This window comes from Streptomyces sp. NPDC017056 (genome assembly GCF_044332485.1).
Lineage (GTDB): Bacteria > Actinomycetota > Actinomycetes > Streptomycetales > Streptomycetaceae > Streptomyces.
This window is the reverse complement of record NZ_JBIRPD010000037.1, coordinates 1-12,708: the sequence shown is the minus strand read 5'-3', so window position 1 is coordinate 12,708 and position 12,708 is coordinate 1. Positions and strand designations below refer to the sequence as shown.

Genomic DNA, 12,708 nt, shown 5'->3' with positions numbered 1-12,708 from the left:
GGACCACGGCCTCCGGCCCGGTCCTCCCCCGACGTGCGCTGTCGTGTCCCGGCTACGCCGCCAGGTCCTCGTCCCGCTCCGCGCGGGACACCGGAACCGCCGTCACCGGTTCGGACACGGCGCGGACCGCGGGCCCGCCGGCCTGTACGAGCCACCAGCCGGACGTGCGCCCGACCGCGGTCGCGGCCGGGATCAGCCCCGCCTGGGCCACCGGCGCCAGCAGCAGCGCCACGGCCGTGCCCAGCGCGAACCCGCCGATGACGTCCGTCGGGTAGTGCACGCCCATGTAGACCCGGCAGAACCCCTCCAGCAGGGCCAGCCCGATCCCGATCAGCCCGTACTTCCGGTGGGCGATGAACAGGCCCACGCCGACCGCCATGGTCAGCGTCGCGTGATCGCTCACGAACGAGAAGTCGGTCTTTCCGGGGACGAGGACCTCCAGCCCCGCGTGTTCCTTGAACGGCCTGGGCCGCTCCACGATCGCCCGGATCGGGAAGTTGGCCAGCAGCGCGACGCCCGCGGCCAGCGGCGCCCAGACCAGGCCCGCCACCGCGGCCGGCGCGTCCGGCCGCTTCCGCGCGCCCCACCAGGCGATCAGGCAGAGCACGGCGAGCGCGGCGATGATGCCGTACTCGCCGGCGTACTCCATGGCGCGGTTGAGCCAGTGCGGTGCGCCCTTCGCGAGGCCGTTGATGCCGTCGAGCACGTTCACATCGGGGTTCGACCCGTCCATCGCGAGTCCAGCCATCTGCCGCGGCCCCTTACCTTTCGCGCGCGCGAGCGCCGTGTGAGTGCTGCCAACCCCCGTGGTCGTCGGGCGTGGCCGAATCCTCACGGCCCCGCCATGTCTCCACGCCAAGGAAACGCCATGCCCGCCGGAGCCGTTCCGTACTCCACCGGATGATCACCAGGACGTTATCGAAGAGTGACTCGTGTCCGCAGTTCAGGGCTCTATGTTCACGCAGGGTTCGCGCTGGGCAGCGCTTTCGCGCCATCTTCGGTGACGCGTGTCGCACCGATGTAGTCCGGCGAGTCGATCTTGTCGAACCGGATCACCGCGCCCGTGTACGGCGCATTGATCATGTACCCGCCACCCACGTAGATCCCCACATGGTGAATCGAACGCGGATCGTTCAGATCGTGCGCGAAGAACACCAGGTCCCCGGGGAGCAACTCGTTCCGCTTGGGATGTGGCCCCGCGTTCCACTGGTCGTTGGCGACGCGCGGCAGCTCGATCCCCACCGAGTGGTACGCGGCCTTCGTCAGCCCCGAGCAGTCGAACCGCCCGTCCTGGTCCGGCGTGCCGTTCCCGCCCCACAGATACGGCTTGCCCAGCTGCTCCTGCGCGTAATAGATGGCGGAGGCGGCCTGCCGGGACGGCGCGACCCGGCCCACCGGCGCCTCGAAGCTCTTGGCCAAGGTCGTGATGATCTTCACGTAGTTCCGGGTCTCGCTGATCGCCGGCACCCCGCCGGCCTTGATCACCCGGTACGCGCCCGCGTTGTACGCGGCCAGCATGTTGTGCGTCGGGTTCCCCGGCACGTCCTTCACGTACTTCGCCAGCTCGCAGTCGTACGACGCCGCCGACGGAATCGCGTCCGCCGGGTCCCAGACATCCCGCTTGCCGTCCCCGTTCCCGTCGATCCCGTGCGACGCCCACGTCCCCGGAATGAACTGGGCTATCCCCTGCGCCGCCGCCGGACTCTGCGCCCTCGGGTTCCAGCCACTCTCCTGATACAGCTGCGCGGCCAGCAACGCCGGGTTGATGGCGGAACACAGGTTGCCCCACTTCTGCACCAACGGCTGATACGAAGCCGGCACGGCCCCCTTCGCCAGCCCGACCGCCCGGCCCGCCCCGCCGGCCAGCCCCGCGGCGGCCGTGTACGTGCCCACCACGAGCAGCGCGAGAAAACAGAGCACCAGCCCGACCCCGAGCCCACCGGCCACCCAGTATTTACGCACCCACCAACCCTCCCCCATTCGGGCCCGTTTCACCGCCGTTTCCGGCATGTACCTCACCACACAGCCACCCCCGTGCGGTACGCCCCCGGCTCACTCCCCCAACTCGAACCACACCGACTTCCCGTGCCCCGGCCCATGCCGGCACACGCCCCACTCGTCGGCACACACCCCGACCAGATACAGCCCCCGCCCGCCCACCCGGTCCCGCTGCGCCCACTCCCGCACCGGCAGCCCCGGCGCCCCGTCGTGCACCAGCACCCGCAGCGTGCCCGGCCCGGGCCACTCCCCGTACAGCGTCACCGGCTCCGAACACCCACTGCTGCGACAGGCGTTGACTGCGTTCGTCACCACCTCCGACGTCAACAGCAACGCGGTATCCGCCAGCCCGCCCCGCCCCGCCGAGCGCACCGCCGTACCGACCGCGTCCCTGGCCGTACGCACCCACCCCGGATCAGGCGGAAAGACGAGCGAGAAGTCACAGAACGTGTGCGGCCGGTGCGCGGCCTGGGTGCTGGGACACATGGCGTGGCCTCCTGGGGGCACGGGGCCGGGGCGCGCCGGAGGGGCGCGGGGTGGGCCTGTGCCGTCGAAGCTAGGGACGAGGTTGAGGCAGTTGCAACCGAGACCCCGGAAACTCCCTCGGACGAGTGGCCGCCCTCCTCATCCGCGGCTCCTCCCCCTGAGACCGCGTCAGACTGCGGCGGACACCGAGGAGGAACCCATGGCCCCCAGGACCCAGCCCACCGAGCGCCAGCGGCGCATCGGCGCCGAACTACGCAAGCTCCGGCTCGCCGCGGGCCTCTCCGGCGACCAGGCCGCCGCCCTGATCGACGCCGACCGCCAGCGCGTGAGCCACATCGAAAGCGGCCGGGTCGACGTCCCCCGCAACGGCCTCTACAACCTCCTGCGCTCCTACGGCTGCGCGGAGGGCCCACTGTTCGAGGCCCTGATGGCGATGGCGAACAACCGGGGGAAGGGGTGGTGGGACGAGTACCGGGACGTCATGGGCAGGCGCGCCCTGGATCTGGCGGAACTGGAAGCGCGCTCCACCGCCATCCGTATGCACGAGCCCTCGGTCGTTCCGGGCATGCTGCAGACCGCCGATTACGCCCGCGCGCTCTGCGTCATGGCCGAGGGCTCAGACCGGAACGAGGCCATCGACCGCTACGTAGACTTCCGCATCGCGCGTCAGCACATCATCGGGCCGGAGTCCGGCACGCCGTACCATGCGGTGATTCACGAGGGCGCGCTGCACACGCTGGTCGGCAGCGCGGACATCATGCGCAAGCAGTTGCGCAGGCTGATCGAGGTCGCACGCCTGCCCCACGTGACCATCCAGGTATTCCCCTTCACCGCAGGCGGCTTCGCCGCGTACAGCCGACTGTTCTCCCTGTTCAGTGGCCCAGCTCCGGAACTCGACACCGTACGTCTGGAACAGCCGCTCGGCCCTGCCCTGCTCCACGACCGGCAGTACGTCGACAAGTACTCCACGATCTTCACCAAGCTGTCCGAACTGGCTCTGTCGCGTATTGACCCCGAGACAAGGCCCGAGTCTCATGAGGGCCGGGATTCCCTGACCTTGATCCACCACCTCATGTACACGATGTAGTAAGGAACACCATGCCGCAGCTCGTCTGGCGCAAGTCCTCATACAGTGCGCATCCACAGGACGACTGCGTAGAGGTAGCCACCGACCCGGGCGGCCCGGTCCTCTACCGCGAGAGCGACCGGCCCGGCGAGGTCGCCCGCGCCGCCCGCCACACCTGGGCCGCGTTCCTCCGGGCCGTAAAGTCCTCCGCGTACGAGTGAGCGCACGGCCCGACGGAGGACCCCATGCCGACCACCCCCACTCCCGCCCCCACTCCCCCTGAGAACCTCAACTGGCAGAAGGCCACGGACGACGAGAGCGCGCCCGAGTACATCGAGGTCGCCTTCGGGGACGACGACCACGTCTACCTGCGCACGAACATCGAGCCCGACAACATCGTCACCACTACGCGTACGAAGTGGGACGCGTTCGTGCTCGGTGTGAAGGCCGGCGAGTTCGACCACTTCGTGGGACTTTAACGATCATTGCCCGGCGTAACCGCGCGTGGTACACACGGTGACGACGCCGGACTCCCGGGGTGCCGCACACCCCCGTGCGCACGCGATCCCCACGAGATCCGTCAAAGAAAGCCGCCAAGTCGACATCCCATGGCGGTTTTGTCAGCGAAGATAGGTGCTGGCTCGTGCCATGCGGCACGGGTGCACAACTACCCAAAAGGGGCGGTGAGTTCATTCATGCACTTGGCGGCCGAAAAGGGCGACATCACCACCATCATTGGCGGAATCGCCCCGGACTGGGGCCCGTTCGGGACCCTGGGCAACGAAGCTCGCGTGATGATCGAAGTGGTCATGGCAGTAGCGATCCTGCTGTGCCTCGGCATCGCGATCTGGGGCGCGGCCAAGCAGCGCATCGGCGCCACCGCGCTGCGCGACACGTTCAGCGCCGAACAGGGCAAGGGCCTCATCGTCGCCGGCCTGACCGGCGTCTTCATCATCGGCTCACTGGGCACACTGTTCACGATCGTGTACGGAATGGCGGTGTAGCCCGCCGACCGCCCGGTCCGCGCGGGCGCACACCCCGCGCCGGCGCCCGCGCCGCCCCCGCCGGGCCCACCCCTCCAGCCCCGCCCGCCGCACACCGGCCCCGCCGTGCTCCCGTCACCTCCGCCGGGCACGGCGGCGCGGCCCCAGCCGCCCCCTAAGCAACCTGCCTCCCCCGCAGCCCCACCCCCGCCGCACGAGAGCACCAGCTGATGCCCGCTCACCCCGCCGCCCCGGCCTCTGCTTTACGCCACTCCGGCCCGCGACGGTCTGATTGGGCCGCCCGCCGGATGGGGACACATGGGCTTGGCGGGGACGGAGCGGCGGACGCGGCGTACGGGGCGGTCGCATATGCCGCCAAGTCCCCCATTCGCCTCTTCCGCCCAGCACCTGAGGTCCCGTCACGGTGAGATGTACTCGTACCACTGCGCCCGAGCCGCTGCCCGCGCGGCTACGGTCATATACGGGCGGCAAAACGACGGCAGTGACGGCTATGTCGGTTGAGGGGGCACAGGCGCGATGAGTCTCAGCGATGGCGGTGGGTACGGCGGTGGCGAACCCGGCGGCCCGGACACGGGCGGCCAGACCCGCACCAGACTCCCGGACGGCGGCGACCCCTACGGAGCCGGCCGCCGCCCCCGAACGGGCTTCTCCAGCCGGAACCTGGTCACGGTCGTCGGCGTGGTCGTCCTCCTGATCGCGGCCATCGCCTTCGCGAACCGAGGCGGCGGCGAACCGAGCGGCGCCGACGGCGCCGCGAAGGACGCGGACAGCCAGGCGACCGCCCCCACCGGCACCAAGCCGGTCACCGGCAAGAACGGCGGCATCGCGACAGGCTTCGCCAAAACGGAACAGGGGGCGCAGTCGGCGGCGGCGAATTATGCGGTGGCGCTGGTTTCGGCCGACATACTCAAACCCGATGCGCGGCGCGCGATCATCCAGAAGGTGTTCGTGCCGGCCAAGGTCGGCGAGATGCAGGGCAAGCTCGACCAGGCGTACTCCGCCGGCTTCCTCGCCAAGCTGGGCCTCGACGCCAACGGCAACGCCCCCAAGGGCACGACGTACATCTCGCGCACCGTTCCCGTCGGCACCAAGGCCGTCAAGGTCGAAGGGGACACGGCGCGGCTGGAGGTCTGGTGCACCGGGCTGTTCGGTACGGCGGGGGCCAGTTCGACCACGCCGGTCACCAGCGACTGGTTCACCATGCATCTGGAGCTGCGCTGGACGGGCGGTGACTGGAAGGTGCAGAGCTTCGTCCAGAAGGACGGCCCGGCCCCGGTGAACGGCGACAACAAGACATCCGGAGCGGACCAGATCGCCGAGGCGGTCAACCAGTACGGAGGCTTCACCTATGCCCGGTAACCGGCGGAGCCGCGCCCTCTCGATCACCGCCGCGCTGGCAACCGTCCAGACGACGGTGTTCGTGCTGGCCACTCGCGCACTGGCCGCACCGTCACCGACACCCACGCCAACCGCGAGCCCGTCCCCCAGCGCCTCCGCCAAGGACGACTGCGACCTGATCGTCGGCATGGCCAAGGAGTACTGCCAAAACGGCGACAAAGCCGGCGCCTCCGCCCCCAAATCCCCCGGTGGTCTCACCGACAACAACCCCCTCGACCCCCTCTCCTCCCTCGCCAAGGGGTGTGCCAACGCCGCTGCCTGGGTTGTCGACAAGCTGTCCGAGGCCGTTAAGGCGACGTCGCAGGTGGACTTCACCAATGCCGCGTTCTTGAAGCAGTACGCCGTCGTCTTCGCCGCCTCGACCGTGCTGACGCTCGTGCTGTGGCTGCTCGCCGTCGCCAAGCGGGCCGTGCGTGGTGTGCGGCTGACCGAGGCGATCAGCGAGGCGGTCGGGTTTCTGTGGCTGACCGTGCTGGCTTCCGCTTTCACGCCGCTGATCCTGTACACCGTCGTGTCCGCGACCGACGGCATCACCGAGATCATCGCCAAGGGCACCGGCGCGCAGACCGACACGTTCTTCGGCGCTTTCTCGGCGGCGTTGAAGAAGGACACGGACATCGGCGGCGGGCCGATCATGCTTATCGTGGTGTCGCTCGTCTCGGTGCTGGCCGCCGGTGTGCTGTGGCTGGAGCTGGTGATCAGGGCGGCGCTGCTCTATGTGGGCGCGCTGCTCGGTACGGTCGTCTACGCGGGGCTGGTCGACAAGAACATGTGGGGGCACGTCCGGCGCTGGGCGGGCATCATGATCGCCGTGATCATGGTGAAACCGGTCATCGTGGTCGTGCTGGGTGTGGCCGGCGCGCTGACGTCCGGTGGCGGGCCGAACGCGTTCTCGGCCGTCGTCTCGGGCCTCGCGATCATCCTGCTCGCCATCTTCGCGAGCGCGATGATCTACCGTTTCGTCCCCGGCTTCGGCGACGAGCTGGCCTCGGCCCGTACGAACAAGAAGCAGGCCACCGAGGGCTCGCAGGCTGCCGCCGTGATCTCTTCCCCGGCGGCGCTGGTGTCCCAGGGCATCAAGACGCACAGTTCCCGCAGGTCGGGCGGGGGCGGCCAGGAGCAGGGCGGTGGCCAGGCCCGGCCGGCGGACGCGGTGTCCGGCGGCGTGGCCGCCCACGGCGGCCGCGGCGGGGGTTCCGGCGGCCGCGTCCCGGCGCCCGCCTCGCCCGCGTCCCGTTCGCAACCGTCCCCCGGCCAGGGCTCCGGCTCTCCGGGCAACACCCGCTCCGGCAAGACTCCAGGAGGTGACGGGCGTTGACGGCCCAGTCCCACCCGATCACGCCCCGCCGTACGTATCTGATCGGCCGTGCCCGCCCCAACGCCATCGTCGGCAAGAACCGTGAGACCGGCGAGATCGCGTTGATCATCGCGGGCGCGTTCGTCGGCATGGTGTGCGGCCTGCTGGTGCCGGTGCTGTCGCTGCGGATCATCACCCTGACCGGTTTCCCGCTGCTGGCGATCGCCGCTGTCTATTTCCCGTACCGCGGCCGTACGTTCTACAAGTGGTTCGAGATCAACCGCAGCTACCGGCGTACGCTCCGCCGGGGCACGGCGTACCGCTCCGGCGCCGCCGAGGCCGGTGTCCGCCTGGACGGCCGGGAGGTCGAGATCGGCCCGCCGCCCGGCATCGGGCGCATCGGCTGGCTGTCCGCGCCGTTCGGCCCGGACGAGATCGCCGTCCTGCTGCACGCGGACCGCCGTACGGTCACCGCCGCCATCGAGATCGAGGGCCCGGGCGTCGGCCTGCGCGACAGCGAGGACCAGGAGGCGCTGGTCGAGCGGTTCGGCACGCTGCTCAAGCACGTCGCCAACGGGGACGGCTTCGTCACCCGCCTCCAGATGCTGGCCCGTACGCTCCCCGCCGACCCGGACGCGCACGCCAAGGACGTCGCCCAGCGCGGAAACCCGGACTCCCCCGACTGGCTCCAGGACTCCTACGACCAGCTCCAGTCGATGGTCTCCACCTCCTCCGAGCAGCACCGCGCCTACCTCGTCGCGTGCATGCACTACACCCGCGAACTGGCCGCGGAAGCGCACACGATGGCGCGCGCCGCCCAGATGCACCGCGGCGGCCTGATCCGCAAGAAGCTGGACCGGGACGCCGGGCTCGCCGTCGTCATGGCGCGCGAGCTGACCGACATCTGCGCGCGGCTGGCCGAGGCCGACATCCGCGTACGCCAGCCCCTCGGGCAGAGCCGGCTGTCCTCCCTGGTGCACTCCATGTACGACCCGGACCACCCGATCGACCACATCCAGGCGATGACCAAGCGCAACGCCTGGCCGGCCGAGCTGGACGCGATGGAGCCGACGTACCTCCAGGCCAAGACACGCGAGTCGGCCACCCGCGCGCCGTGGTGCCACTCCACGGCCTGGATCAAGGAGTGGCCGCTGACCCCGGTCGGCGTCAACTTCCTGGCACCGTTGCTTGTGCACACTCCCGACGTCATCCGTACGGTGGCGGTCTGCATGGACCTGGAGCCCACGGAGATCGCGATCGAGCGGATGCTGACGGAGAAGACGAACGACGACGCGGAGGCCAGCCGGGCCGCCAAGATGAACCGGGTGGTCGACCCGCGCGACGTGGCCCACCACGGCCGCGTCGACCAGCGCGGCGAGGACCTGGCCTCGGGCGCCGCGGGCGTCAACCTCGTCGGCTACATCACCGTCTCCTCCCGCTCCCCCGAGGCGCTGGCCCGCGACAAGCGCACCATCCGCGCCTCGGCCGGCAAGAGCTACCTCAAGCTGGAGTGGTGCGACCGGGAACACCACCGGGCCTTCGTCAACACGCTGCCGTTCGCGACCGGGATCCGCCGCTAAGCCGCTGGGAGGCGCGTACGTCATGGCCATGCTCGATCCGCTCGCAGCGCTCACCGAGGCGTTCACCAGCTTCCTGTTCGGGAAGGTGGAGACGACGCGGCTTCCGGTACGGACCTCCACCGGCCAGGCCCAGGCCGTCTACCTGCCGACCGCCGCACCGGGCCTGGGCGACTCCGGCGTGATCATCGGCCGCGAGGTCTACAGCGGCAAGGGCTACATCTACGACCCCTTCCAGCTGTACGGACAGCAGCTGCCCGCCCCGCACTGGCTCGTCCTCGGCGAGTCGGGCAACGGCAAGTCGGCGCTGGAGAAGACGTACGTGCTGCGGCAGCTGCGCTTCCGCGACCGGCAGGTCGTCGTCCTCGACGCGCAGGGCGAGGACGGCGTCGGCGAGTGGAACCTGATCGCCGAGCAGCTGGGCATCACCCCCATCCGCCTGGACCCCACCGCCGCCCTCAACGGCGGCATCCGCCTCAACCCCCTCGACCCGTCGATCACCACGACCGGCCAGCTGGCCCTGCTCCGCACGATCATCGAGGTCGCCATGGGGCGCGGCCTGGACGAGCGCGCCGGCTTCGCGCTCAAGGTGGCACACGCGTACGTCAACGAGACGATCACCAACCGGCAGCCCGTACTGACCGACATCGTCGAGCAGCTGCGCCACCCGGAGGAGGAGTCGGCAGAGGCGATGAACGTCGACATAGACGACGTACGGGCCTGGGGCCTGGACGTGGCGCTGGTGCTCGACCGGCTCGTCGACGGCGACCTGCGCGGCATGTTCGACGGCCCGACCACGGCCGGCATCGACCTCGACGCGCCGCTCATCGTCTTCGACCTCTCGCACATCGACCGCAACTCCATCGCGATGCCGATCCTGATGGCCATCGTCGGCGTGTGGCTGGAACACACCTGGATCCGCCCCGACAGGAAGAAACGGATCTTCCTCGTCGAGGAAGCCTGGCACATCATCAACTCCCCGTTCGTCGCGCAGCTCTTCCAGCGGCTGCTGAAATTCGGGCGGCGCCTCGGCCTGTCCTTCGTCGCCGTCGTCCACCACCTCAGCGACGTGGTGGACGGCGCGGCCGCCAAAGAAGCCGCGGCGATCTTGAAGATGGCCTCCACCCGCACGATCTACGCGCAGAAGACCGACGAGGCCAGGGCCACCGGCGCGGTACTCGGCCTGCCGCGCTGGGCGGTCGAGATCATCCCGACGCTCACGCCCGGCATCGCGGTGTGGGACGTCAACGGCAACGTCCAGGTCGTCAAACACCTGATCACCGAGGCGGAACGGCCGCTGGTCTACACCGACCGGGCGATGACCGAGAGCTCCGCCACCATGATGACGAACGAAGCGCTCGCGATCGGCCGCGCGGCCGACGCGGAGGCCGAACGGCGGGCCGAGGAAATGGCGATGCGGCGGCAGTTCAGGGACGAGTCGAGCGAGACGGTGGCGTGACGCGGGGATACGGGCAGGGGCAGGGGCAGGGACGCGGGCCAGGACACGGCGGTGCGGACGGCCGGGGCGGCGGCCGGGGCCGGGGCGTCCCCGACGCGCTCCTGATAGGCGTACTCCTCTTCCTCCTCAGCCTGACCGTGCTGACGTGGACGGCGACCGGCCTGGCCGGCCTCTTCGCCCACGGTGCCTGGCCGGACGGCGTGACCTTCCCCCGTACGCCGCTGGCCCTGCGCAGCCTCATAGGCGCCCCGCACGACCTTCCCGCCGCCTGGCCGGACACCCCCGCAGCACAACTCTCCGGATACGGGCTGTTCTGGGGCATCGTCATCAGCCAACTGCTGGTGCTGGTGGTCCTCACGGTCTTCGCCATGGGAACGATCGCCCGCTACCGGGTCGTACGCGCCAACCGGCGGACCCAGGCCGGGAAACCGAGCGCGGCGGCACCCACGGCGGCGGACACGGCGCCCGCAAACGGTCCGCCGGCGGCCTCGCCGCCTCAGGCGGCTCCCGCGGCCCCCACCGCCTCCGTACCACCGCCCAGTCCGGCTCCGGCGGCCCCGACAGTCACGGCGGCCGCAGCCGCCGTCACGGGTAGCGCGCCCGCTGGGGCCGCCATGGATACCGCGCCCGCTGGGGCCGCCCCCGGTGCGCACGAAACGGCCGCCCCGGCTGTCCCGGAGGCCCCTGCCGCGCCCCTCACCGTCCCCGCGCCGACACCACCCGCAACTCCCGCCCCCAGCCCACGCGTCCACTACGGCACCGACCGCCGCCACGCCGGCACCCTCGCCGCGGCCGCCATCACCTCCGCCGAGGGCCCTCTCGTCGTCGCCACCACCGACCCCGCCCTCTGGTCCGACACCAAGGACGCCCGCGCCAAACTGGGCCCGCTGCTGACCTACGACCCCCAGCACCTTCTGGACACCCCGGCCCGGATGCGCTGGTCACCCACGTCAGGCTGCGAGGACATCGGTACCGCCGCCGCCCGCGCGGCCGCGCTGCTCGCTCCCGTACGCCCCTCCAGCAGCCTCGACGCGGCCGTGGCGGACGCCGCGACGACCCTGCTGCGCTGCTGGCTGCACGCCGCCGCCGTGGACGGCCGGCCCTTCCGGCAGCTGCACCGCTGGGCACACGCGAGCGGCGCCGCGCAGGAGCCCGTACGCATCCTGCGGACGAGCCCGAAAGCCTCAGCGGGCCAGGCGGGCGAGCTGGAGTCCGTACTGACCGCACACGCGGAACGCCGCGAAATGGCTCAGGAGCTGGTCTCCCTCACCCTCGCGTCCCTCTCCTCGATCCACATCCGGGACGCCTGCAATCCGGCGCGATCCGATGCCCTCCTTCTCGAATCTTTCATCGACGAAGGGGGAACGCTGTACGTGGTAGGGGAATCCATCGAGGATCCGCGAACCACTCCGGGTGCGATGCCACTGCTCACCGCACTCCTCTCCAACGTGGTCGAGCGCGGCCGCCGCATGGCCGAACGGTCATCTGACGGTCGGCTCGACCCACCACTCACGCTCGTCCTGGACGACATCGCAGCGCTCGCGCCGTTCCCCGCGCTGCCCGGCCTCCTCGAAACAGGCGCCAGGCAGGGGCTGTCGGCCCTGGCCACGCTGCGCTCCGAGGAACAGGCCCGTGCCCGCTGGCCGCACCAGACGCTGCCGGCCTGACCGCCGCTACGCCCGCTCCAGCGCCATTTCCCGTTCGATGGCCGAGCTGTCCTTCGGGTCGGCCATCGTCCGGCCGGTCTCGACGAAACCCAGCGACCGGTAGAGCGCCGCGGCCCGCGCGTTCTCCTCGTGCACCCACAGCCGTACGCGCTCCACCGCCGGCTCGGAACGGCTCCACGCCCACTGCACGGCCGCCGCGAACAGCTCACGCGCCAGGCCCGTACCGCGGTGCTCCGGACGTACGTACACGCCGACGATATGCGCCCACGGCGCCTCACCGCCCAGCTCGGTCGACCCCTCCTTCTCGACGAGTACGACCACCATGCCGCCCCAGCTGCCGTCGGGCCCCTCACCGATGAACGTCAGCGGATCCCGGTCCTCGTCACTCCGGCCGGCCCGCCGCTGCCACACCTCGTCCGGGAACGCCGCGACCTTCTCGAAGGACTCGTTGAACGCGATCCGCGCGGCAGGATCGGCCAGTGCCGCCAGCCGGAGCTCCCTGAGCCGCTTCCACTCGTCCGCCTTCACCCGCCTGATCAGATAACCCATCGGCCCAGCATCGCAGCAGCCCCTCCCGCTGGCCACAAGCAATTCACCCCCCACAGGCGACACTTGCCGGCGGCTCCGACGCCCCGACCACTCTTCCGGGTGACCTCAGAGCGTCCGGAAATGCGAAAAGCCCCGCACCATACGGTGCGGGGCTCCCCACATTCACAATTTGTTCGGCGGCGTCCTACTCTCCCACAGGGTCCCCCC

General features: G+C 70.5%; 13 protein-coding genes. 9 read left to right on the top strand and 4 right to left on the bottom strand.

Annotated features, from left to right (window positions below):
• Window positions 1-52: 52 nt before the first annotated feature.
• From ACH4OW_RS38700 to ACH4OW_RS38690, 3 genes are all read right to left on the bottom strand, one after another.
• Window positions 53-748, bottom strand: coding sequence for a phosphatase PAP2 family protein (locus ACH4OW_RS38700; protein WP_398033542.1), 696 nt, complete (start codon window positions 746-748; stop codon window positions 53-55).
• Window positions 749-957: 209 nt separating this feature from the next.
• Window positions 958-1,962: a bifunctional lytic transglycosylase/C40 family peptidase gene (locus ACH4OW_RS38695; RefSeq protein WP_360140885.1), complete on the bottom strand. Its 1,005-nt coding sequence runs from the start codon at window positions 1,960-1,962 to the stop codon at window positions 958-960.
• 90 nt (window positions 1,963-2,052) lie between these two features.
• A complete protein-coding gene (locus ACH4OW_RS38690; RefSeq protein WP_360140855.1) occupies window positions 2,053-2,484 on the bottom strand; it encodes an ATP-binding protein in 432 nt (143 codons plus the stop codon).
• A gap of 199 nt (window positions 2,485-2,683) precedes the next feature.
• Here ACH4OW_RS38690 and ACH4OW_RS38685 point away from each other — a divergent pair, with 199 nt between their 5' ends.
• From ACH4OW_RS38685 to ACH4OW_RS38645, 9 genes are all read left to right on the top strand, one after another.
• Window positions 2,684-3,571: a helix-turn-helix domain-containing protein gene (locus tag ACH4OW_RS38685; RefSeq protein WP_398033538.1), complete on the top strand. Its 888-nt coding sequence runs from the start codon at window positions 2,684-2,686 to the stop codon at window positions 3,569-3,571.
• Between the two features lie 11 nt (window positions 3,572-3,582).
• Entirely contained in the window at window positions 3,583-3,771 is a 189-nt protein-coding gene (locus ACH4OW_RS38680; protein WP_398033535.1) for a DUF397 domain-containing protein, read from the top strand.
• A gap of 24 nt (window positions 3,772-3,795) precedes the next feature.
• A complete protein-coding gene (locus ACH4OW_RS38675) occupies window positions 3,796-4,029 on the top strand; it encodes a DUF397 domain-containing protein (RefSeq protein ID WP_360140867.1) in 234 nt (77 codons plus the stop codon).
• Window positions 4,030-4,245: 216 nt separating this feature from the next.
• On the top strand, window positions 4,246-4,554 hold the full coding sequence (locus ACH4OW_RS38670) for a hypothetical protein (protein ID WP_030021086.1): 309 nt from the start codon (window positions 4,246-4,248) through the stop codon (window positions 4,552-4,554).
• 516 nt (window positions 4,555-5,070) lie between these two features.
• Window positions 5,071-5,913, top strand: a complete 843-nt coding sequence (locus tag ACH4OW_RS38665; RefSeq protein WP_398033532.1) for a hypothetical protein — start codon at window positions 5,071-5,073, stop codon at window positions 5,911-5,913.
• The gene (locus ACH4OW_RS38660) at window positions 5,903-7,270 is read left to right on the top strand and encodes a hypothetical protein (RefSeq protein ID WP_398033529.1); all 1,368 of its coding nucleotides are present in this window, start codon (window positions 5,903-5,905) and stop codon (window positions 7,268-7,270) included. The genes ACH4OW_RS38665 and ACH4OW_RS38660 overlap by 11 nt, the downstream gene beginning before the upstream one ends.
• On the top strand, window positions 7,267-8,829 hold the full coding sequence (locus ACH4OW_RS38655; RefSeq protein WP_398033526.1) for an SCO6880 family protein: 1,563 nt from the start codon (window positions 7,267-7,269) through the stop codon (window positions 8,827-8,829). The genes ACH4OW_RS38660 and ACH4OW_RS38655 overlap by 4 nt, the downstream gene beginning before the upstream one ends.
• 28 nt (window positions 8,830-8,857) lie before the next feature.
• Window positions 8,858-10,285 (top strand): ATP-binding protein, encoded by a 1,428-nt coding sequence (locus ACH4OW_RS38650; RefSeq protein ID WP_360140888.1) that lies wholly within the window; start codon window positions 8,858-8,860, stop codon window positions 10,283-10,285.
• Window positions 10,282-11,952, top strand: coding sequence for a type IV secretory system conjugative DNA transfer family protein (locus ACH4OW_RS38645; RefSeq protein WP_398033523.1), 1,671 nt, complete (start codon window positions 10,282-10,284; stop codon window positions 11,950-11,952). The genes ACH4OW_RS38650 and ACH4OW_RS38645 overlap by 4 nt, the downstream gene beginning before the upstream one ends.
• A gap of 6 nt (window positions 11,953-11,958) precedes the next feature.
• Here the strand turns inward: ACH4OW_RS38645 and ACH4OW_RS38640 are convergent, their stop codons facing one another.
• Window positions 11,959-12,501, bottom strand: coding sequence for a GNAT family N-acetyltransferase (locus tag ACH4OW_RS38640; protein ID WP_360140882.1), 543 nt, complete (start codon window positions 12,499-12,501; stop codon window positions 11,959-11,961).
• Window positions 12,502-12,708 lie beyond the last annotated feature (207 nt).